The sequence below is a fragment of the Bifidobacterium vespertilionis genome, from assembly GCF_008698145.1.
Lineage (GTDB): Bacteria > Actinomycetota > Actinomycetes > Actinomycetales > Bifidobacteriaceae > Bifidobacterium > Bifidobacterium vespertilionis.
Genome location: NZ_RZNZ01000003.1, coordinates 1 through 20659 on the forward strand (window position 1 = coordinate 1; position 20659 = coordinate 20659).

At 64.2% G+C, this 20659-nt stretch carries 21 protein-coding genes and 1 tRNA gene; 10 read left to right on the plus strand and 12 right to left on the minus strand.

The annotated features are described in order from the left end of the window. The first annotated feature begins 202 nt into the window (after positions 1–202). From EMO90_RS02705 to EMO90_RS02725, 5 genes are read left to right on the plus strand one after another with little or no spacing between them, the layout of a single operon-like run. Positions 203–526 (plus strand): hypothetical protein, encoded by a 324-nt coding sequence (locus tag EMO90_RS02705; RefSeq protein WP_150394983.1) that lies wholly within the window; start codon positions 203–205, stop codon positions 524–526. Positions 527–540: 14 nt separating this feature from the next. Further along, on the plus strand, positions 541–1251 hold the full coding sequence (locus tag EMO90_RS02710) for a hypothetical protein (protein ID WP_150352962.1): 711 nt from the start codon (positions 541–543) through the stop codon (positions 1249–1251). Between the two features lie 56 nt (positions 1252–1307). After that, positions 1308–2396, plus strand: coding sequence for a peptidoglycan-binding domain-containing protein (locus EMO90_RS02715; protein WP_223849630.1), 1089 nt, complete (start codon positions 1308–1310; stop codon positions 2394–2396). Further along, a complete protein-coding gene (locus EMO90_RS02720; RefSeq protein WP_150352964.1) occupies positions 2387–3160 on the plus strand; it encodes an ATP-binding cassette domain-containing protein in 774 nt (257 codons plus the stop codon). Before EMO90_RS02715 ends, EMO90_RS02720 begins: the two co-directional genes overlap by 10 nt. Continuing rightward, positions 3147–4250, plus strand: a complete 1104-nt coding sequence (locus EMO90_RS02725; protein WP_150352965.1) for a hypothetical protein — start codon at positions 3147–3149, stop codon at positions 4248–4250. Before EMO90_RS02720 ends, EMO90_RS02725 begins: the two co-directional genes overlap by 14 nt. 57 nt (positions 4251–4307) lie before the next feature. On the opposite strand, the gene EMO90_RS12710 is transcribed toward EMO90_RS02725, so the two are convergent. From EMO90_RS12710 to EMO90_RS02745, 4 genes are all read right to left on the minus strand, one after another. Beyond that, positions 4308–4631 carry a type II toxin-antitoxin system YafQ family toxin gene (locus EMO90_RS12710; RefSeq protein WP_150352966.1) on the minus strand — a complete coding sequence of 108 codons (324 nt, stop codon included), beginning with the start codon at positions 4629–4631 and terminating at the stop codon, positions 4308–4310. Then, positions 4631–4876 carry a hypothetical protein gene (locus EMO90_RS02735; protein ID WP_150352967.1) on the minus strand — a complete coding sequence of 82 codons (246 nt, stop codon included), beginning with the start codon at positions 4874–4876 and terminating at the stop codon, positions 4631–4633. The genes EMO90_RS12710 and EMO90_RS02735 overlap by 1 nt, the downstream gene beginning before the upstream one ends. A 113-nt stretch (positions 4877–4989) precedes the next feature. Continuing rightward, positions 4990–6117, minus strand: a complete 1128-nt coding sequence (locus EMO90_RS02740; RefSeq protein ID WP_150352968.1) for a branched-chain amino acid aminotransferase — start codon at positions 6115–6117, stop codon at positions 4990–4992. Positions 6118–6372: 255 nt separating this feature from the next. Then, positions 6373–6993 (minus strand): 50S ribosomal protein L25/general stress protein Ctc, encoded by a 621-nt coding sequence (locus tag EMO90_RS02745; RefSeq protein WP_150352969.1) that lies wholly within the window; start codon positions 6991–6993, stop codon positions 6373–6375. Positions 6994–7443: 450 nt separating this feature from the next. Here EMO90_RS02745 and EMO90_RS02750 point away from each other — a divergent pair, with 450 nt between their 5' ends. Together EMO90_RS02750 and EMO90_RS02755 are read left to right on the plus strand one after the other, a co-directional pair. After that, positions 7444–9480 (plus strand): AMP-dependent synthetase/ligase, encoded by a 2037-nt coding sequence (locus EMO90_RS02750; RefSeq protein WP_150352970.1) that lies wholly within the window; start codon positions 7444–7446, stop codon positions 9478–9480. Between the two features lie 388 nt (positions 9481–9868). Beyond that, on the plus strand, positions 9869–10864 hold the full coding sequence (locus tag EMO90_RS02755; protein ID WP_150352971.1) for a type IV toxin-antitoxin system AbiEi family antitoxin domain-containing protein: 996 nt from the start codon (positions 9869–9871) through the stop codon (positions 10862–10864). A 244-nt stretch (positions 10865–11108) separates the two neighbouring features. Here EMO90_RS02755 and era read toward each other — a convergent pair whose 3' ends face one another. From era to EMO90_RS02785, 6 genes are all read right to left on the minus strand, one after another. Next, positions 11109–12074 (minus strand): GTPase Era, encoded by a 966-nt coding sequence (gene era, locus EMO90_RS02760; RefSeq protein ID WP_223849631.1) that lies wholly within the window; start codon positions 12072–12074, stop codon positions 11109–11111. Further along, complete coding sequence (locus EMO90_RS02765) at positions 12064–13509, minus strand: hemolysin family protein (protein ID WP_395952766.1); 1446 nt, start codon at positions 13507–13509, stop codon at positions 12064–12066. Before EMO90_RS02765 ends, era begins: the two co-directional genes overlap by 11 nt. A gap of 119 nt (positions 13510–13628) precedes the next feature. After that, positions 13629–14153 (minus strand): rRNA maturation RNase YbeY, encoded by a 525-nt coding sequence (ybeY, locus tag EMO90_RS02770; protein WP_150352973.1) that lies wholly within the window; start codon positions 14151–14153, stop codon positions 13629–13631. Further along, positions 14143–15372, minus strand: a complete 1230-nt coding sequence (locus tag EMO90_RS02775) for a PhoH family protein (RefSeq protein ID WP_150352974.1) — start codon at positions 15370–15372, stop codon at positions 14143–14145. Before EMO90_RS02775 ends, ybeY begins: the two co-directional genes overlap by 11 nt. A 12-nt stretch (positions 15373–15384) precedes the next feature. Further along, a complete protein-coding gene (locus tag EMO90_RS02780) occupies positions 15385–15723 on the minus strand; it encodes a histidine triad nucleotide-binding protein (RefSeq protein WP_150352975.1) in 339 nt (112 codons plus the stop codon). Positions 15724–15807: 84 nt separating this feature from the next. Beyond that, on the minus strand, positions 15808–16602 hold the full coding sequence (locus tag EMO90_RS02785) for a 16S rRNA (uracil(1498)-N(3))-methyltransferase (RefSeq protein WP_150352976.1): 795 nt from the start codon (positions 16600–16602) through the stop codon (positions 15808–15810). 123 nt (positions 16603–16725) lie between these two features. Between EMO90_RS02785 and EMO90_RS02790 the strand changes: the two genes are divergently transcribed. The 3 genes from EMO90_RS02790 (at position 16726) to glgC (ending at position 19175) form a co-directional block, all read left to right on the plus strand. Further along, positions 16726–16813: transfer RNA gene (locus EMO90_RS02790), tRNA-Leu, on the plus strand. Between the two features lie 109 nt (positions 16814–16922). Next, positions 16923–17792, plus strand: coding sequence for a TrmH family RNA methyltransferase (locus EMO90_RS02795; RefSeq protein ID WP_150352977.1), 870 nt, complete (start codon positions 16923–16925; stop codon positions 17790–17792). 138 nt (positions 17793–17930) lie between these two features. Beyond that, entirely contained in the window at positions 17931–19175 is a 1245-nt protein-coding gene (gene glgC, locus EMO90_RS02800) for a glucose-1-phosphate adenylyltransferase (RefSeq protein WP_150352978.1), read from the plus strand. A 192-nt stretch (positions 19176–19367) separates the two neighbouring features. Here the strand turns inward: glgC and EMO90_RS02805 are convergent, their stop codons facing one another. Both EMO90_RS02805 and sufU read right to left on the minus strand, forming a co-directional pair. Continuing rightward, positions 19368–19967, minus strand: coding sequence for a metal-sulfur cluster assembly factor (locus EMO90_RS02805; RefSeq protein ID WP_150352979.1), 600 nt, complete (start codon positions 19965–19967; stop codon positions 19368–19370). 140 nt (positions 19968–20107) lie between these two features. Then, positions 20108–20659 carry a Fe-S cluster assembly sulfur transfer protein SufU gene (gene sufU, locus EMO90_RS02810; protein WP_150352980.1) on the minus strand — a complete coding sequence of 184 codons (552 nt, stop codon included), beginning with the start codon at positions 20657–20659 and terminating at the stop codon, positions 20108–20110.

A 20659-nucleotide genomic window follows, 5' to 3' on the forward strand; every position in this document is an offset into this window, starting at 1 on the left:
CGCACATCTCGCCGCGCGTGGCGTATTCCACGTCCTCGAACACCCATCTGGCCGCGCTCTTCGTGTCCGTCTCCATCTGATCCTCCCGTCGGTCGGTCAGGTGTTGCAACGATCACTAGAGCCCGCCCGTGGTTTAATGGAACAAGGGGGGGGGCGAATCTCTCCCACGGAATACAAAGCAGTACAACAGAAGGGGAATAACATGAGCAGGAAAGCTGTATCCGCAACCGCCGCGGCACTGGCCGTGAGCCTCACGCTCGCCGTCGGCGTGCAAACCGCGCAGGCCGACTCTGGACAGCTCAACAACGCCAACATCATCGCCGCATGGAACTGGAACGGCACCCGTTCCGACGCCAGCTCCTACAGCGCAAAATACGAACATTACGCCTATGCGAGGCAAGACACCCCAACTAACTTCACAGTTGACAACAAGATCGGCGGGATGCATGCTGAGGCCTCGGTATGGAATGGCAACTGGGCGTCCACCGAATACGACTATGCCGCAGCCGGCTTGGGCCGTCGCTGAAAGAGGGTTTCGCCATGTCAGGTAGATGGGGCAGCCGGCTTGCGGCCCTCGCATGCGTAAGCGGCGTACTGTTCATGGGCGCGTGCAGCCCCACGTCGGCCGCCCCGTCGCCCTCGGCCACCGCGCAATCATCCACGTCCGAACGCCCGGCCAATACGAAGAAACTCGCGGATTCCTTCACCGCATACGCCCAACAAGTGCTTGACATGGCCCATTCCAATAATGTCGACCAGACGCAGATCGACATTCTGAACAAGGCCATACAGACCGGACACATCTCCCCGGGCGAGTACGAAACGGTGTGGTCAAATTTCAAGCAGTGCGTCGTCGACAAGGGCAATGTGGAGCCGTTGCTCATCAAGTACACCAACGGCATGTACCATCCCTCTGCGGTTCACGCCGACGATCCGGCAAAGGGTGAGAAATTCCGCGCCGATTCGGCCGACTGCCAGTTCAAATTCGCCGCCTACGTTGACGCCGTCTACTCCGTGCAGCAGGACAACCCGAACCTCTATCAGGAGTCATCGGTGGGCATCGTGGACTGCCTGCACCGGCACAACCTGGTGTCCAAGGACTACACCGCGAACGACTTCGACCGCGAGAAGAACCAGAACAACTGGGAGTTCACCTTCGACCGCAACAACCCGGACGTGCGCGCCTGCATGGTCGCCAACGGCCTGTTCGGCGTCGACGCCCAGCAGGACACGTTCCACGACGTGGGATAGACCCACCACCGACCATCAGCGGAAGAATCACACGCAACGCTAGGAAAGGAGCGATCGTGGCGAAACCAAGAACGAAGGGGAACTCCGGTGCGCGACGCGTATCGGTGACGTGGCTGCTGCTTGCGATGATCGTGGCGGTGGCTTTGACGGCCGGCGCGTGCGCGTTGTGGCTGCCCGATCGCGCCCCGGCGGTGCTGTCCGCCCCCGGTGAGGTGACCAGCGCCCCCGTGAGCACGCAGAACTATGAGGGACGCCAGTCGGTGAGCGTGGTGCCCACGGTGTCCACCAAACGGCAGCTGCTGCTCAACACGTCGGGCACGGTCACCGCGGACCTGTCCAGCGGCGGACTGGAATCCGGCAAGGGCGCGCTTGCGGTCAACGGACGCGTGATCGTGGCGCTCAGCACCGCAACGCCACTGTACCGCGACCTTGCGGTGAACGCGAAGGGCGACGACGTCAAGTCACTCAACGCCGAACTCGCCCGACTGGGCTACGGCGCCCCCGCCGACTCCTCCACATACACGCGGGCCACCGCCAACGCGGTCAAAGCGCTTCAGAAGTCCGCAGGCAACACCCCCGCGGATGACGGATCGCTCATGCTGGCCGATGTGCTGTGGATGCCGCAGCAGCACGTGGTGCCGGCCGCATGGCAGGGCGTGGCGGGTATCCCGGTGAGTGCGGGATCGCCGATCGGCGAGATTCCGGGCGGCGTGACGCGCCTCACCATCAAGGCCGGGCAGCCCTCCGACCGCGACCGCACGCTGGAACTGTTCGGGGAAACCACCACGCTGCCGGCCGGGCAGGTGTCCGTGGACGACGCGGAATACTGCAAACGAATCACGGACAATGAGATGTTCCAGCAGTACGCGAGCCAGTCCCAGGTGGATTTCTCCCAGGGCCTCGACGCCACGCTCTCCCTGAGCGAACCCGTGGAGGTGCTGCGCGTGCCCGCGGCCGGCGTGTTCGGCGTGGGACGCGGCGGCGACCAGACCAAGGCGTGCGTGGCGGGCGTGGACCGCAAGGCCGTGCCCGTGTCGATCGTCGGCTCCGAACTGGGCGTGAGCCTGGTGCAGGTGGACGGCGATGGCTCCGCGCCCACGCAGGTGGCTCTGGGCAGCGCGTTGGACGGTGTGACATGCCAGTGAACGCGGGCGCGCCAAACATTCCGCCCGCTCCCCCGGTCTCCCTTCCGCCCGTGGCGGTGGTGGTCACCGATCTGGCCCATCGATTCCCCGGCACGGACACGTTGTTCGAGCATCTGACCTGCACATTGCTGCCAGGCGAAACCGTGGCCGTGTGCGGCCCCTCCGGATGCGGCAAATCGACGCTGCTGTCCATTCTGGCCGGCTGGGAGAAGCCCGCGGCCGGCACCGTGGAGCGCCACGGCATCGCGCGCGTGGGATGGGTGTTTCAAAACCCGTACGGCGTGCCCGAGCGCACCGCGCTGGACCATGTGGTCTTCCCGCTGCTGGCCAAGGGCGAGCGACGCGGAACCGCCGAGCGTGAGGCGTTGGACGCGATGGGTCTGTTCGATCTGAAATACGCGGCCGACCGCCCGTTCTCCGCGCTTTCGGGCGGCGAGGCGCAGCGGCTCATGCTGGCCCGCGCGGTGTGCTCCCGGCCGGACATGCTTCTGGTGGACGAACCGACCGCGCAGCTGGATACCCGCACGGCGCACAGCGTGAGCCATGTGCTGGGCAATCTGGCGGGTCAGGGCATGATCGTTGTGGTCGCCACGCACGATCCGGACACGCGCGACGCCTGTCAGCGGATCATCGATCTGGCCGACTATGCACCGGGCGGGGCTTTGTCCGGCGAGCCCGGAGACGATCAGGCTGCACCGGCCATGGCGTCTACCCCGGCCATGGCGTCCATTCCGGCGAAAGGGGCCGATCATGCGACTGTCTGAACTCGTCGGCGAGGCCCTGCGCAACATCGGTTCGGGGACGGCCAAGGCCATCGCCTTCCTCATCGCCGTGATGGTGTCCGCCACACTGCTCGGCGGCTACGAGGCGAACACCGTGATCGCGCAGGAAACCGAGGCGGTCACGCGCATCAACTCCTATGCGGACGTGAGCATGATCCTGGGCGGCGCTCCCATCGACGGCGGCGCGTGCGATCGTCTCGTCACTTCCGTGAACGGACCGCAGGCGGCCGGCGCGATGCGCACCGGCCCCACCGTGGCGCCCGCATCCACCCCCGGCAAATCCCTGTCCAGCTACGAGGTCACGCCCGGCATGCTGGGACTCATCGCCATGGGCGACCAGACGCGCCGGCTCAAGGCCGATGCGAACGGCATCTGGGTGTCGCGAGACGTGGCGAACGACTTCGGTCTGGTGACCGGCGGCAGCCTGCAAACCACCAACGGCACCGTGCGCGTGGCCGGCGTGTTCGACTGGCCCAACGACGGCCGAGACACCCGCTTCGCCTACGCGGTCCTCACCCCCTCCTCCACCGATGCCAGCCGCACCTATCAGGAATGCTGGGCCAAGCAGTGGCCGGGTGGATCCTCGCTCACCGCGCTGCTGTACACCACGGTGATCTCGGGCGGATCGGCGGATTCCGCGGGCCCCACCAGCGGCGTGATGCAGCTCAACAAGAGCTTCGGCCAGCGCTACGACGCCACCGCCCTCTACTTCGCGCGCGTGACGCGGTTCATGCCCGTCATCGGGCTTGCGGTGGGTCTGCTGATCGGCGCCGTTTCGGTGCGCCGGCGCCGACTGGAGTACGCGGGCGCCCTGCATTCCGGTCAGCGCAAGACCGATCAGCTGTTCGAGGTGGGCGTGGAGACGCTCATCTGGGCGGGACTGGGCGCCTTGGCCTCCGCCGGGCTGCTCACCGCCTACTGCTGGCGATGGGCGCCATCCTCCCCCGATCTGGTGCTTCTGACCGCCCTGCGCACGCCTCTGTCCGTGTTCGCCGGCACGATGATCGCCTCGCTGGCCGCCACCCTGCTCATCCGCGAGTCCCAGCTCTTCCGCCTCTTCAAGACGCGGTAGGGGCTGTGCGCGCTGCGGCCGTTGCGGTCACTACGACCACGGCATAATGAATGGGCGCTATCCGTAAGGCCATTGCGACGAATAGCGCCCGGTTCTCAGCTCCTCATGGGTGCATATGTCCAGCATGCGTATGAATTGATCCGGTTTGGGCGGCCAATATATGACCAACACATCATCGGCAAGATGGAATTCCACGCATCCGTTGTACCGGCCGCCTGGGTTGTCCAGCACATGGGGCCGATACACGGACGGCACACATCCATTCACCTGCAATTCCTCATACATCAGGTGCACAAGCTCCATGGCGAGCGAACGATCGTACCGTCCCAAGCGCTCCAACCGTCTATCAAACTCCCTGCCCTTGGAACGGATCTCAAACATTACAAGCGCTCCAGCAGACCCATGAAGTGCGCTTTGGTTTCATCAGGCGTACGGTACACCGACTCGCCGGGCAGAACGTTGGAACTTTTATAGTCATCATCGGCGTATCCCGCATAACGATCAATCAGGCGCCTGACTTCCGTCTCAAGATCGGTGCCTTCAATCGCCGCTCCGCGCATGGCCCTCGCATAGCGCTCGGGATTAAAATCCAGTGTCGGTCGCTGCCTCAATGCCAATCTGCTCATTTGCCTCACCCCGTTTCATCGCGTAACACCAGCATACCTCACTGCGGCAGGCAAACAATGGGCCCCTTGCAAACACGGTGGTTCGCAAGGGGCCCATTCAGCCAGCTAAAAGCTCAGCACACCTTCCACATCCAGTTGTGCGGATCCTCGCGCTCGCCCAGCTGGATGCCCAGCAGCTCGTTGCGCAGATCCAGCGTGAGCTCGCCGGACTCACCGTCGGCCACGGTCACGTCGAAGTCCTTGGACTTGAAGCGGCCGATCGGGGTGATGATGGCGGCGGTGCCGCAGGCGAACACCTCGGTGACCTCGCCGGACTTGATGTCGTCCAGCAGATCGCTCAGCTTGATCATGGTCTCGACCACGTCGATGCCGCGGTCCTGCATGAGCTGGATCAGGGAGCGACGGGTGACGCCCGGCAGGATGTTACCGGTCAGGGACGGGGTCTCCACGTGGCCGTCCTTGTGCACGACCATCATGTTCATGCCGCCAAGCTCCTCAAGGTAGGTCTTGGTGGCCGCGTCGACGAAGCACACCTGCTGGCAGCCGTTCTCGATGCCCGTGTACTCGCCGAGCAGGGAGGCCGCGTAGTTGCCGCCGCACTTGGCGAAGCCGGTACCGCCGGGGCCGGTGCGGAACCACTTGTCCTCAACCCAGATGCTCACCGGCTTGACGCCGCCGGGGAAGTACGGGCCGGACGGGGAGGCGATCACGCAGTAGTCCACCTCCTGCGGGGCGCGCACGCCCAGGAACGGCTCGGAGGCGAACATGAACGGGCGCATGTACAGCGTGTACTCGCGGCGGGACGGCACCCAGTTGGCGTCGCGCTTGACCAGTGCGGCCACGGAGCCCAGGAAGTCGTCGATGGACAGCTCGGGCAGGTACAGGCGCTTGGCGGAGTTCTGGAAGCGCTCGGCGTTCGCGTCCGGGCGGAACAGCCAAGTGGAGCCGTCGGCGTGACGGTACGCCTTCAGGCCCTCGAAGACCTCCTGCGCGTAGTGCAGCACAGAGGCGCCCGGGTCCAGCTTGAGCGGCGCGTACGGCTCGATGCGGCGATCGGACCAGCCTTCGCCCTTGGTCCAGGTCATGTGGGTCATGTTGTCGGAGAAAACCTGACCGAACGCCGGCTTGTCGATGAGCTCCTGACGCTTGGCGTCGGAGGCCGGGTTGTCGTTGGGCAGGACGGTGAACGCTTCGGTGAGTTTGTCCAGCGCCGCCGGATCGTGATGAGATGCTTCAGTCATATTCTTTGCTTCTTTTGTAGACGCCGCCCGGACGGGACGCGATGCGCATCCGCGGGTGGCGCTTGATGATCGTATGCCTAGCGCTTGTGGCGCCGGGCCTAGCTTGCACTATGGCACATCGGACGGGCCCTGTGGTGATCTGGTTCACATTCTGAAAACCTATGACCGGCCATCGGGCGGGCCGATTACGCAAGACGGGGAGCCCGCACGATTCGCGGACTCCCCGTCTGACCGATCGAAGCGATCGGGGAACAATCAGGCCTTGGCGGCGTCGGCGGCCGGAGCGGCGGCGGCGTCGGCGGCAGGGGCGGCGGCCGGGGTCTCCGGGGCGGCATCCTCCGGGACCTCGACGGTCACGACGGACTCCTCCGGATCGTCCACGAGCAGCTCGGCGCCCTCGGGCAGCTTGACGTCCTTGGCGAGGACCTTCTCGCCGTCGGCCAGGCCGTTGACGTCGATGACGATCTTCTCGGGCAGGTTGGCCACATCGGCGCGGACCTCAAGGTGCTGCATGTCCACGAACGCCACGGCGGCGCCCTTCGGCAGGCCCTCGACGAACACCGGCACGGTCACGTTGACCTTCTCGCCGGCGCGGACCTCGTAGAAGTCGATGTGCTCGATGTTGCGCTTGACCGGGTTGTGCTGGACTTCCTTGACGATGGCCATCTTGCTCTGGCCGTCGAACTTGACGTTGAACAGGGCGTTGCGGTTGCGCAGCTGGTAGGTGGTCTCCTTGGCCGGGAGCTTGATGAAGACCGGCTCGGCGCCGCCGGCGTAGATGGTCGCCGGGATCTGGTTGGCGACGCGCATGCGGCGGGCAGCGCCCTTGCCGAACTCGTTGCGGGTCTCGCCCTCAAGCACGATGGTGTGTGCCATGATATTTCTCCTTGGAGTTGTTACTGTCTTCTGCCTTCGGCGCCACGACGCACCGCAGAGCACCCCAAGGGAAGGGTGATTCACGCCGAGTCGATAACGGAACTCGCGCAGCCCATGGCTGCACGGTTCCCTCGCCAAAGCAACAGAAATCGATTATACACAGCCCGCGGACAAACTGCCCTAACGTCATCCTGAGCGAAGCCCGGTCGCCGTCATCCTGAGCACAGGCCGTAGGCCGGAGGCGAAGGATCCTTAATTTGCGCACAAGGTTAAGGATCCTTCGACTCCGCTACGCTTCAGGATGAGAATAACAGCCCCGCCCAACCCCGCAAACCCTTTACCTACGCCACCGTAAGGTGACGAGCCGGGTCCGAACGGCTACACTCGAACCGAAGAAGACGCCATTCCCCGCGCAAACACGTTGACCAAACACGTTGAAGGAGACCAGCCGTGTCAATCATCAATTCGCTCAAGAACCAGGCCGTCGAGATCACTCGAAGGGCCCTGAACCTGGAGGACGATTTCGCCCACCCGGTGAGCGACGACTCGAGCGATCAGCCCGACTACGTAACGGATGCCCAAGCAGCGGCCGGCGATGAGGCCGTCGCGCTGCCCCACACCGACGAATGGGGTCCCGGCTACCCCACCACCACGTTCATCGACCAGGCCACCGGACTGCTCACCACGGAGACGGCCGGCAATCCCCCGCTGGACGACCACATCACCATCTACAGCGTCTACAAGGATCGCGCCGAGCGCATGGGCGACGATCCGCTCTACACGTTCAAGGTTGGCGACCAGTGGGTCACCAAGACCGCCAACGAATTCCTCGCCGAAGCCCGCCGCGTGGCCAAGGGACTGCTGCACTACGGCCTGAAGAAGGGCGATGCCGTGGCGCTCATGTGCCGCACCTCCTACGAATGGGATCTCACGGACTGCGCGGTCATGGCGTGCGGCGGCGTGCTCGCCACCATCTACGACACCGATTCGGCCGAGCAGATCCGCAACATCGTGAACAATTCCGACGCCCGTCTGCTCATCGTGCAGGACACGGACATGCGCGAGAAGGCCAACGGGGCCATCGAGGACTGCCCGTCGCTGGAGCACATCATCTGCATCGAGACCGGCGGCCTTGAGGAGATCGCCGCATATGGCAGCGCGGTGACCGACGAGGAACTGGACGCGCGCATCGACTCCCTGCGCAAGACCGACCTGTGCTCGATCATCTACACCTCCGGTTCCACCTCCGCCCCCAAGGGCGTCGAGATGACCCACGAAAACTACTGCACGGACGCCTTCAACCTGCGCGACTACATGCCCGATCTCCTCAAGGACAAGAAGGGCTCCATCCTCCTGTTCCTGCCGCAGGCCCACACCTTCGCGCGCGCGATCAACTACATCGTGGTGGCCACCGATATGCGCATCTACATCGCCACCGGCATCAAGACGCTGCTCGCCGATCTTCAGGTGGCCAAGCCCACCGTCATGATCGTGGTGCCCCGCGTGCTCGAAAAGGTCTACAACGCCGCCTCCCAGAAAGCCGGTCACGGCCCCAAGGGCGTCGCGTTCGCCGCCGCCGTGGTGGCCGCGCAGGACTACATGGCGGAGATCAGCGAGAAGGGCAAGGCCGGTCTGGTCGCCACGGCCAAGCGCGCCGCGTTCGATCCGGTCGTCTACCAGTCGCTGCGTCAGGCGCTGGGCGGCAGGACCCGCTGGATCGTGTGCGGCGGCGCACCGCTGGATCCGGAGCTCATGGCGTTCTTCCGCGGCGCGAACATCCCCGTCTACGAGGGCTATGGCCTTACCGAGACCACCGCCCCCTGCGCGTTCAACCCGATCGGCGTGCCCTACCATCAGGGCTCCGTGGGCGTCGCGTTCCCCGGTTTCAAGCTGCGCATCGGCGAGGACGGCGAGATCCAGGTGGGCGGCCCGATCGTCTTCCATCGCTATCACAAGAACGAGGAGGCCACGGAAAACGCCTTCACCCCGGACGGCTGGCATGCCACCGGCGATCTGGGCCGACTCGACGAGGACGGCTTCCTGTACATCACCGGTCGCAAGAAGGACCTGATCATCACGGCCGGCGGTAAGAACGTCTCCCCCGGACCCATCGAGGAGGTCATCCAGCGCTGCGAAATCGTCTCGCAGGCGCTGGTGCTCGGCGACAAGCGCCCGTTCATCTCCGCGCTCATCACCTTGGATGAGGAGACCCTGCGCCCGTGGCTCGAAGCCAAGGGCCTCGACCGCAACATGCCTCTCGAGGAGGCCGCGACCAACGCAGCCGTGCGCGCCGAGGTGCAGAAGTACGTGGATATGGCGAACGAGGGCGTCTCCCGCGCCGAGTCCGTGCGCAAGTTCATCATCCTGCCCGAGGAGTTCACGCAGGAGAACGGCCTCATGACCGCCTCCCTGAAGGTGATCCGCCCGAAGGTGATCGCGCGCTACACGCAGCTGCTCAACACCCAGATGTACACCAAGCGCAAGTAGCCGCAGCTCGGCGCGGCTCGGCCGCCGGCGGGTGCCGCCGTGGTGCCGCCGATCCGATGCTATTTGGTGGCGATTCGAGACACATAACGCTTCCCCCGCGTCTCGAATCGCCACCATTTCCATTTTTGGTGGTGGTTTGAGACACTGCCCCACCCCGCTGCGTCTCAAACCACCACCGTTTCCAGAACTGGCTGCGATTTGAGACAAATCCGCCTTCCCCTGTGTCTCGAATCGCCACCATTCCCACGATCGGATGCGATTTAGGACGCAACAGGACACAACAGCAACCCGCCGTACGCAACCCACCACCGCATTGCGCCTTAAGCCGCTCGACGATAAACTGATATCGGGTTGAGGGATGCCCGCAAAAACGAAAGGCCATCCCATCATGCCCGAAATCGCATCCATCGCCGCTCTCTACACGCAGGCCCGCACACAGCGCCGTTGCATCATTCCCCCGGATGCCACAGCCCGACGAACACTCAGCAGACGTGTACTCCAAGGCGTTCTGGTCAGACCCTTTCGCGGTCTATATGCGGAGCGCTCCTATTGGCAATCGCTGAATCCCAACGAACAGGCGCTGCACATCATACGCGCGTTGGCACTGATGCATCCGGACTGGACCTTCGCGGGCCCTTCGGCCGCGCTGGTGCTGGGGTTGGATTGCCTATATGAACTGTCGAAAACCATATATCGAGCCGTTCGGCGGCCGGAACGCACGGCCTGCGCCAACGGCATCAGGGCGATCCCGATGTCCGATCAAACCGCCACACTACGGGCCGACGGCATATTGGTCACGTCCGTGGAAACGACCGTATACGATTGCGCGGCGACGTTCCTGACCAGCCGCGCATTGGGATTCGCCGATTCCGCATTGCGCCTGGGAAAAACCACCAACACCGCATTGCACGATCACGCGATGAACCACCGCCATGACCGGCATTGGACCAAGGCATCCCAGACGATTGATCTCGCCAACGGACTGAGCGAGAACGGCGGGGAGTCCAAATGCCAGGGAATCCTGCATGAGTGCGGCGCCGATGTACCGCAATTGCAGCAGACGGTCAGGTGTCTGGACGATCCGAGGAAATCCCATCGTCTGGACATGGTTTGGAATCGGGCGGATGGATCAAAGGTTGCGTGTGAACTCGACGGCACACGCAAGTACGTCGATCCGACGATGGTCGGAACGCAAACGCTGCAGCAGGTGGTGGAGAAGGAGCGCGATCGCCAGCGTTGCTTGGAGCGTCAGGGCGTGGACGTATTTCGCTTGTTCTATAACGAGCTTGATGCACTGGGTGACGTCCGGCGGACTTTGTACGAGCATCGGGTGCCGATGAACAAAGCGATCCAATGCAACCTCGGCACAGACATCTGGGGTTGAGGGGATGCAGACGTCAACGGCCCCGCGCTCATGCGCGCCTGTCGGCACATCCATGTGTCTCGAATCGCCCCCGTTCTCATTTTTGGTGGCGTTTCGAGACACGTTCGCCCTTCTTTCTGTCTCAATTCGCCGCCAATTCTGAAAATGGATGCGATTTGAGACGCAGCGGGGACCCATTTTGTCTCAAATCGCACCCAAATCCGCCAAGGCCGCGAAGCGATCCCAAGCAGCTGAAGAGGCGAGGCTAAAAGCCGAGCTTCTCCAGCTGCTTGGGATCGGACTGCCACCCCTTGGCGACCTTGACGTGCAGGTCGAGCTTGGCCTTCTGCCCCACGATGCGGTTGACCGGCGTGCGCAGCTTCTTCTTGACGGCCACGAGGTTGGCCGCGCCCTTGCCGATGATGATCGGCTTCTGCGAGTCGCGCTCCACGTAGATGGACACGCTCACCAGCGCCTTGCCGTTGAACGCCTCTCCGGTCTCGTTGTCCTGCGGGTACTCGATGGAATCGACCACCACGGCCAGCGAGTGCGGCAGCTCGTCGTCCAGCGTCTCCAGGAACGCGCCGCGGATGAGCTCGGCGATCGTGTCCTCCGGGCGTTCCTCGGTCACCTGATCGTCGGGGTACATCTGCGGGCCTTCGGGCGTGTGCTCGATCAGCACCTTGCGCACCTCGTCGAGGTTGTCGTGCTCCAGCGCGCTGACCGGCACGATGTCCGCGAAATCGGCGAATTCATTGATCTCGATGAGCTTGGAGACCAGCTCCTCGCGGCTGAGCGTGTCGATCTTGGTGACGATGGCGATCAGCGGGACCTTCCAGTTCCACGTGCCGTCCTCGCGCTTGGTGGCGAAATCGGAGCGCAGGCGCGACAGGATGCGCTTGTCGCCGGGGCCGATCTTCTGGTCGCCGGGCAGGAGGAACGCGACCACGTCCACGTCGGACAGCGACTCGTCCACCACGTCGTTGAGCCTCTGGCCGAGCAGCGTGCGCGGACGGTGGATGCCGGGGGTATCCACCAGCACAAGCTGCGCGTCGGGCGTGGTGAGGATGCCGCGGATGGCCTTTCGGGTGGTTTCGGGCCGGGAGGATGCGATGGCGATCTGCGTGCCGATGAGCGCGTTGATCAGCGTGGATTTGCCCACGTTCGGACGGCCCACCACGGCGACGAAGCCGGAGCGGTATGGGGTGGACGCGAGATCGTTATCGGTCATTGTTCTCCTTGTGTTTGTCTTTGTGGCCGTCCTTGCGCGACTCATGCGCGCGCTCGTCCGATTCCTCGTCATCGCCGGACGGTTCGATGGGGATGGAACCATCATTCAAGCCTGCGGGCTCGACGAGGATCGTCGACACCTTCTTACGGCGGCCGGCGGAATCCACCGCCGTGAGCTTGAGACCACGGGTGACGGCGGACGCGCCCACGATCGGCACGCGGCCGAGCGCCTTGGTGAGCAGGCCGTAGACCGTATCCACGTCGTCCTCGTCCATGTCGATCTCGAACATCTCCTCGAGATCGGCGATGGGCGTTCGGGCAGGCAGCTTCCACTTGTGGTCGCCCACCTTGACGGGTTCGGCGTGCTGGGTGCGGTCATGCTCGTCCTCAAGCTCGCCGACGATCTGTTCAAGGGTGTCCTCGATGGTCACCAGACCCGCGATGCCGCCATATTCGTCCACGACGATGGCCACGTGCTGGCGTTGCTTCTGCATCTGATGGAACAGATCGTCCACCGGCTTGGATTCGGGCACGAGCAGCGGATCGCGCACGATCGACTCGACCGGGCGCGAAATGGCCTGGGCGTTGAACGCGGTGGCCCGCACGGCGTCCTTGAGATAGGCCACGCCGATCAGATCGTCCACGCTGTCTCCGATCACCGGCACGCGGGAGAAGCCGGAGCGCGAGCACAGCTTGAGCATGGCGGAGAGGGTCTCCCCCTTCTCGATGCAGATCATGTCCGTGCGCGGCACCATGATCTCGCGCGTCAGCGTCTCGGACAGCGTGAGCACGTTGCGCAGCATCTCGGAGACTTCCGGATCCACCTCGCGGCTTTCGGCGAGCCGGTCGATCACCGCGCGCCCCTGCTCGCGCTGCAGCTTTTCGAGCTCCTCGTCATCGGAGAGCTCGGCCTCGCGCGCCACGCGCTTGTTCACGGCGTCGGAGCCGATGCGCGCAAAGGGGGTGAGGGCCACGGCCACGCCAACGATCCGATGATGACGCATCATGGCGTCCAGCGGCTTGAAGGACCCGCTCATGCGCGGCCGCAGCAGCACGGACAGCACGCCCACCACCAAAGCGAACAGGAAACCGGACAGGATCTCCGCCCACAGCGGGCCGCCGAGCAGTGTCACGATGCTGGAGACCAGCACGCCGTCCATCACGTTGCATACGATGCGGAAGAACGCGCAGGATCCGGCCGTGGCCGAACGATCGACGATGTAGCGCTGAACCCTGTGGATCGCGTCGATCTTCTTCATGCGGTTGAACTGCGAGAGCTCCGAATCGGTCTGCAGTTCAAGCGTCAGGTTGTTCAGGCTCGCGCGCGTGACGCGGGCGACGGCCCCTTCGGCGGACGCCATGGTCAGCGACAGCCACACCAGCAGCCCGGCGATGATGATCAGGACAATAACCAGAGCCAATATCGAAGGTTCTATGTCTATCAAGTGGTTCGTCAACTCCAAAATAGTCTTGCTCGATTTGTCCGGCGGGCGGTGTTCACCGCATGCGCATGGTTGGCCGCATCGGCGAACCGCCCTACCGCACGCGCACCAGATTAGCGGCCGCTCTTGTCATATTGAGCCATCAGGTCGGGATCGCCGGCCGGCAGCACGGCCTGCGGCAGCGGACCGGACCTCAGGGCTAGGAACGTGAGCAGCAGCTGGCGCTGCAGGCCGAACATCTGTCGCTCCTGATCGGCGGTGACGTGGTCGTAGCCGAGCAGATGGAGAATGCCGTGGATGGTGAGCAGCATCATCTCCTCCATGGTGGAGTGGCCGGCCGCCGCCGCCTGCTGGGCGGCCACGTACGGGCAGATCACGATGTCGCCGAGCACGCCCTCCATGACGGTGTTACCGTCGCCGGGGCGCAGTTCGTCCATCGGGAAGCTCATCACGTCGGTGGGGCCCTCGAGGCTCATCCAGCGCATGTGCAGCTGGGCGATCGGCTCCGGATCGGTGAAGATGATCGTCAGGTCCGACTGGGTGCTGACGCGCATCTGGTCCATGACCCACACGCCCAGATCCGAGAACACCTTGGGATCGATGTTCCAGACGGTTTCATTGGTTACTTCAACGCTCATCCGTTTCCTTTGCGTCTTCCCTTGTGCTGTTATCCCTAAAGCCGTTGTCCCCCGCATCGCCGCGCGAAGCGCCACGGCCCCTCCGCCGGGCATCCCGGCTGTGGTCGCCGGCGATCGCCGCGTGACGGTCGTACGCCTCGACGATGCGTCCCACGAGCTTGTGGCGCACCACGTCGTCGGCGCCCAGATGGGCGAAGGCGATGTCGTCGATCCCGCCCAAGATGCCCTCGATCGTGGCAAGGCCCGAACGCGTGACGGTCAGATCCACCTGCGAGACGTCTCCGGTGATGATCATCTTCGTGTTGAAGCCCAGACGCGTCAGGAACATCTTCATCTGCTGCTCGGTGGTGTTCTGTGCCTCGTCGAGGATCACGAAGGCGTCGTTGAGGGTGCGGCCTCGCATGTAGGCGAGCGGGGCCACCTCGATGGTCCCGTCCTCCATGAACCGGTGCAGCTGGTCCGCGCCGAGCATGTCCGAGAGGGCATCGTACAGCGGGCGCAGGTAGGGGTCCACCTTCTCGTTGAGCGTGCCAGGCAGGAAGCCCAGATTCTCGCCGGCCTCCACCGCGGGACGTGTGAGGATGATGCGCCGGATGCGACGGTCCTGGAAGGCGGCGACCGCCTTGGCCACGGCCAGATAGGTCTTGCCCGTGCCCGCCGGACCGATCGCGAACGTGATGGTGTGCTGCTCGATCGCGTTGAGATAGGCGACCTGACCGGCGGTCTTGGCGCGCACGGGCACGCCGAGCGCGTAGGTGATCACGCCGGGGACCTGGGGCTTGCGCCGCTGGTCGCGCATGTCCGCGAACTCGCCCGCGGTGGCAGGCTTTCCGGAACCCTGCGACGGGTCCCCCGCGGACGCGCCCACGGTGTGGAAGGTTGCGCGCGAGGCACGGCCCGATCCCTTGGCCGCGGTCTGGACGCGGTGGTGCTGGCTGTTGCGCAGCGCGTTCTTGTCCAGCATGCGCCGGACCGTGTCCGCGTCCATCGGGGCGTCGTAGGCGGCCTGGATGATCGTCTCGATCACGTCCTCGGCCTGCGAGGCCTGGGCTTCGGTGGATTTGGAACGGTTCATGATCGCGATGCGGTTGCCCCGCACGATGATCGTGAGGTCCGGGAACGCCCGTTCCACCTCACGGATCACCTGATCAACCGGACCGAGCACGGCCACCGGGTCAAGCTCCGGCGGCAGGGTGATGGTGCGTGTCGTCGTAGCCACGAACGGACGCCCCTACTCGTCGAACTTTTCGCCGGTCAGGACGTGTGCGTGGACATGAAACACGGTCTGGCCCGCATCCAGGCCGGTGTTGAACACCAGACGGAACGATCCGTTGTAGGCGTCGTTGGCGATGGACTGCGCCACTTCGGCGATGTGCGCGAGCTCGGCCGGATCATCCTTGGCGAGCTCGGACACATTGGCGTAGTGCTTCTTCGGCACCACCAGCACATGGACCTTGGCCTTGGGGTTGATGTCCTTGAATGCATAGGTGGTCTCGTCCTCATAGACCTTGCTGCTGGGGATGTCCCCGGCGATGATCTTGCAGAACAGGCAGTCGTTGGCTTCGCTCATAACGCTCCTTCGATGTTGTGCGTACGCCTCCATGCTATTGCCCCCACGCGATGTTTCGTCGAAGCCGTCCCGCAGAACCGTCCCTCAGAATCGTCCCAGCGCGCGGGCGAGCAGCGTCAGGGCCACGGGGCCGGCCGTCGCCGCGCGCAGGATGTTGCGCCCGAGCACGCACACATAGGCGCCGGCGGCCTTGAACGCGGCGATCTCGTCGTCGCTGATGCCGCCTTCGGGCCCCACGACCACATGGATCGTGCGTGCGCGGCCGTCGTCCAGAGTGCGGTCGGCCAGCTCGCGCACGGCGCGCTCCACGCCGTCCCATGTCTCGTTGGCGTCCTGATGGAGCACCACCACCATGTCGCCGTGCACGCACGCGCGACGGCAGATCGCCACCACGCCCTTGGTGTTCACGCAGTCGGCGAGCTCGGGCCGCCACGACCGGCGGGACTGCTCGGTGGCGGCGTCGAGCACGGCGCCCCACTTGCGATCGGTCTTGCCGTCCTTCCATTTGACGATGGACCGGTCGGCCTGCCACGGGATCACCTCGTCCACGCCGATCTGCGTGGAGGCGTCGATGGCCTCCTCGTCGCGCCCCTGCTTGGCAAGGGCCTGGATGAGCGCGAGACGGGTCACGGGCGCCGGCTCGCGGCCCACGGACTTGACATGGACCACGCCGTTGTCCGCATCGTCCACCTCTGCTTCGATGCGCAGGCCGCGGCCGTCGGACAGCTGCAGCTCCTCCCCCACACCGATGCGCATGGATTTGAGCGCGTGGCGCTTCACATCCGCGGGAAGGGTCAGCGTCCATCCGGTGTGCAGCTCATCGGCGTTCACGGGCACGCCATCGGACGCGGGATCAAAAAGAAACAGGGCATTCGTCATGCATCCCAGCCTACCGATGAGTCCCAACCGACCGCAAAACCGTTGGAAATACAGGCAACACGCCGTAAGTTGCATGATCGTCATGCTCGTGTATAGTTCTATCTCGTTGTCCAAACGACACCTGCCCGGGTGGCGGAATGGTAGACGCGCTAGCTTGAGGTGCTAGTGGTTATTTTATACGACCGTACGGGTTCAAGTCCCGTCTCGGGCACAGACAAGACCCTTGGATTTCCAAGGGTCTTTTTGTTTTTCCGCTTCAAGCCGAGCAACGCAAACAACGCAAACAGCAACCGCATCGAACAACATCGGAAAGGCCGGGCATGCGATTCATCACCATCGACTCCGTGGACGACGAGCGCGTCGCCGCGTACGTCAACCTCACCGAAATGCAATTGCGCAACCGGCTGGAGCCGGCGAAGGGATTGTTCATCGCGGAGTCCCCCAAGGTCATCGACCGCGCGCTGGCGGCCGGCCGGGAGCCCATCTCCCTGCTGGTCGAGGAGCCGTGGATTGAAGGCATGGCGGACGAGTTCGCGTTCATCGACGAGCACTGGGGCCCGGACGTGCCGGTGTATGTGGCCAGCCCCGAACAGCTCAAGTCCCTGACCGGCTACCGTCTGCACCGCGGCGCCCTGAGCGCCATGCGGCGCTGGCCCCTGCCCAGCGTGGAGGAAGTGTGCCGTGGCGCAAGCCGCGTGGCCGTGATGGAGAACATCGTGGACCACACCAACGTGGGCGCGCTCATGCGCTCGGCGGCGGCCCTGGACGTGGACGCCGTGCTGGTGACGCCCTCCTGCGGAGACCCGCTGTACCGCCGCGCGGCCCGCGTATCCATGGGCACGGTCTTCCAAGTGCCGTGGACGCGCATCGGCGGCGATGACGTCCACTACTGGCCCTGGAAGGGGCTCGAGGAACTGAAGGGGCTCGGGTTCACCACGGTGGCCATGGCCCTCACCGACGACTCGATTTCCATGGACGAGCTGGTTCGACGGCTGAACAATGGGCAAATGGAACCCGACCACATTGAAAAGCTTGCGTTAATTTTCGGCACGGAGGGGGACGGCCTGTCCCGCCATACCATCGCCAACGCCGATCTGACCGTGAAGATTCCCATGAGCCACAACGTGGACAGCCTGAATGTGGCGGCTTCCAGCGCCGTGGCCTTCTGGGCGACACGCCATCTCGAATAAGACACAGCAATCGGCGAGCCGTCAATAATCCATGCAATGATGATTTGTAACAGCACCCCGCTGCAAGGATGCGGTGGGGCTGTGACCGTGACCACAATCGCGAAAGCGATGCACAACTGAATCAAAGGAAGGTGTCTGATGGCTAAGAATCCGAAAATTCTGTCCATCGTACTGGCTGGCGGCGAAGGAACGCGCCTGATGCCGTTGACCCGCGACCGTGCGAAGCCGGCCGTGCCGTTCGGCGGTGTGTTCCGTCTTGTTGATTTCCCGTTGAGCAATCTGGTGAACTCCGGTTACCAGCACATCATCGTGCTGACGCAGTACAAGTCCCACTCGCTGGACCGCCACATCTCGCAGGTCTGGCGATTCTCCCCGCTGCTGGGCAACTACGTGTCCCCCGTGCCCGCGCAGCAGCGACTGGGCAAGCACTGGTACCTGGGTTCCGCGGATGCCATCTACCAGACCATCAACATCATCGAGGATGTGCAGCCGGACATCGTCGTCATCGTGGGCGCCGACCACGTCTACCGCATGGACTTCCAGCAGATGGTGCAGGCCCACATCGACTCCGGTGCCGAATTCACCGTGGCCGGTATCCGCCAGCCCATCGAGGCGTCCAAGTCCTTCGGCGTGATCGAGGTCGACCCCCAGCACCCGAACATGATCAAGGACTTCCACGAGAAGCCCCAGCATACCGTTGGCCTGCCGGACGATCCGAACTCCATCCTCGCCTCCATGGGCAACTACGTGGCCAACACCGACGCGCTGTTCGACGCGCTGGCCAAGGATGAGAAGGCGCAGGACACCAAGCACGACATGGGCGGCGACATCGCCCCGTACTTTGCGGCCCGCCACGAGGCCGGCGTCTACGACTTCACCACCAACGAGATCCCGGGCGCCACGGCCACCGACCACGCCTACTGGCGCGATGTGGGTACGATCAAGCAGTTCTACGACGCGCACATGGATCTGATCGCCTATGTGCCGGAGTTCAACCTGTACAACTTCGACTGGCCGATCTACACGATGTCCGGCAACCTTCCGCCGGCCAAGTTCGTGCACGCCGGCCGCGACCGCCTGGGCCACGCCACCGACTCCATCGTCTCCCCCGGCGTGATCGTCTCCGGCGGCGAGGTGCACCACTCGGTGCTCTCCCCCAACGTGCGCATCCACTCGTGGTCGCAGATCGTCGACTCCATCCTGTTCGACAACGTGACGATCAACCGTCGCGCCCGCGTGTACAAGGCGATTCTGGACAAGAACGTCGTACTCACGGAGAACTCGACCGTCGGCATCGACACCGAGCACGACATCGAGCGCGGCTTCACGGTCACCCCCGAGGGCATCACCGTGGTGCCCAAGGGCACGATCGTCGAGGACTGACGGCATAAAAAGAACCCCCGCCAAGCGGCGGGGGTTCTTTTTATGCCGTCATCCTGAGCGGAGTCCCAAAGGGGCGTAGTCGAAGGATCCTTGGCCATTACACACCAATCACAGTTCCGATTAGTGCACGATTAAGGATCCTTCGACTACGCTGCGCTCCGCTCAGGATGACGAATCGCTCAGGAGACCATCTCACTGCTGGTAGGGCATGGCGTCGAAGTTGAAGCCCAGCGCGGCCAGCTGCTCGCGGCCCTCCGGGGTGATCTTCGCCATGGTCCAGCGGGGCGTCCACGTCCAGTCGATGCGGAATTCCTCCACAAGGCCGGCCAGCACACTCGCGCACTCGTCCTCGATGAGGTCGGTCAGCGGGCAGGCGGGCGTGGTGAGGGTCATGGTGATGATCGCGCGGCCCAGTTCGTCGATCTCGATGCCGTAGACCAAGCCAAGATCGATCACGTCGATGCCGAGCTCCGGGTCGATGACCTGATGCAGGGCCTCCTTGACGTCCTGCGCGGTGGCGCGGCCGATGTCGTCCACGGCCTTGAGCGGGATGTCCGGATCGGACTGCTCGCTCTGGCAGCCACACTTGGCATGATCGCCGCCGCAACCGCAGGCGTGGTCGGCGCCATCCTTGGCGTCGGCAGCGGTCTGCGGAGCCGGGTGGCCGCCGGGGAATCCGGCCGCCAGGCTCGGGTTCGCCATCACACGGCGGGCGGCCTCCTCATCCTTCAGGACGCCGTTGACCGCATCGAAAACGGACGGGGTGGGTTCGGGTACAAGATTGTCGTTCATCGTTGCTCCAGTCAATCAGACGCGTCAACACGTCATTACCAGCGTACACGTCATGGTGGCCGTTGCGGACCGGGTGCGCCCTCGGCCCAAAACGGCTCGCCATGCAGTCACAAGAGGTTTCGCAAGGCGCGGCAAGGCACTCACTTGGCGGCGAGGGCCTTGGCGACCGAATCGCGCATGCCCTCCCATCCCAGCAGCGCGCACTTGATGCGCATCGGGTATTTGGACACGCCTTGGAAGACCACGGCATCGCCGAGCTTGTCCTCCTTGGCCTCGTCGTCCAGGCCATGGCCGCGCGATTCCATGAGCTCGTGGAAGTCGCGGAAGAGATCCATGGCCTCGTCCACGGTCCGTCCCTGAACCAGATCCACCATGACGGACAGGCTGGCCTGCGAGATCGAGCAGCCGTGGCCGTCCCAGACCAGCCGCGCAATGGTGTGCGGCTCGGCGTCCGAAACCTCCACATGGACGGTCGCCTCGTCGCCGCACGTGGGGTTGAACTGGTGGGACTCGCCCGGCGTGCAGTATTCATGGCTCGCGCGGATCACCGTGTCGCCCGTGCCGGCGGCGGAACCCTCGACGGCCGCGTCGGGAGCGAAATGCTCCTTGCCGTGCGGGTCGCGCGCGGCCTCGAGGATGACCTCCTGGTACATCTGCTCAAGGTCGTCGCCGCTCATGCCAAAATCACTCAT

Coding starts and splice junctions, on each gene's coding strand:
- EMO90_RS02805 (WP_150352979.1), bottom strand. CDS start 19,967: ATGAACGACAATCTTGTACCCGAACCCACCCCGTCCGTTTTCGATGCG.
- EMO90_RS02720 (WP_150352964.1), top strand. CDS start 2,387: ATGCCAGTGAACGCGGGCGCGCCAAACATTCCGCCCGCTCCCCCGGTC.
- EMO90_RS02745 (WP_150352969.1), bottom strand. CDS start 6,993: ATGGCACACACCATCGTGCTTGAGGGCGAGACCCGCAACGAGTTCGGC.
- EMO90_RS02785 (WP_150352976.1), bottom strand. CDS start 16,602: ATGACGAATGCCCTGTTTCTTTTTGATCCCGCGTCCGATGGCGTGCCC.
- glgC (WP_150352978.1), top strand. CDS start 17,931: ATGGCTAAGAATCCGAAAATTCTGTCCATCGTACTGGCTGGCGGCGAA.
- ybeY (WP_150352973.1), bottom strand. CDS start 14,153: ATGAGCGTTGAAGTAACCAATGAAACCGTCTGGAACATCGATCCCAAG.
- EMO90_RS02735 (WP_150352967.1), bottom strand. CDS start 4,876: ATGAGCAGATTGGCATTGAGGCAGCGACCGACACTGGATTTTAATCCC.
- EMO90_RS02740 (WP_150352968.1), bottom strand. CDS start 6,117: ATGACTGAAGCATCTCATCACGATCCGGCGGCGCTGGACAAACTCACC.
- EMO90_RS02780 (WP_150352975.1), bottom strand. CDS start 15,723: ATGAGCGAAGCCAACGACTGCCTGTTCTGCAAGATCATCGCCGGGGAC.
- era (WP_223849631.1), bottom strand. CDS start 12,074: ATGACCGATAACGATCTCGCGTCCACCCCATACCGCTCCGGCTTCGTC.
- sufU (WP_150352980.1), bottom strand. CDS start 20,659: ATGAGTGATTTTGGCATGAGCGGCGACGACCTTGAGCAGATGTACCAG.
- EMO90_RS02725 (WP_150352965.1), top strand. CDS start 3,147: ATGCGACTGTCTGAACTCGTCGGCGAGGCCCTGCGCAACATCGGTTCG.
- EMO90_RS02755 (WP_150352971.1), top strand. CDS start 9,869: ATGCCCGAAATCGCATCCATCGCCGCTCTCTACACGCAGGCCCGCACA.
- EMO90_RS12710 (WP_150352966.1), bottom strand. CDS start 4,631: ATGTTTGAGATCCGTTCCAAGGGCAGGGAGTTTGATAGACGGTTGGAG.
- EMO90_RS02710 (WP_150352962.1), top strand. CDS start 541: ATGTCAGGTAGATGGGGCAGCCGGCTTGCGGCCCTCGCATGCGTAAGC.
- EMO90_RS02705 (WP_150394983.1), top strand. CDS start 203: ATGAGCAGGAAAGCTGTATCCGCAACCGCCGCGGCACTGGCCGTGAGC.
- EMO90_RS02795 (WP_150352977.1), top strand. CDS start 16,923: ATGCGATTCATCACCATCGACTCCGTGGACGACGAGCGCGTCGCCGCG.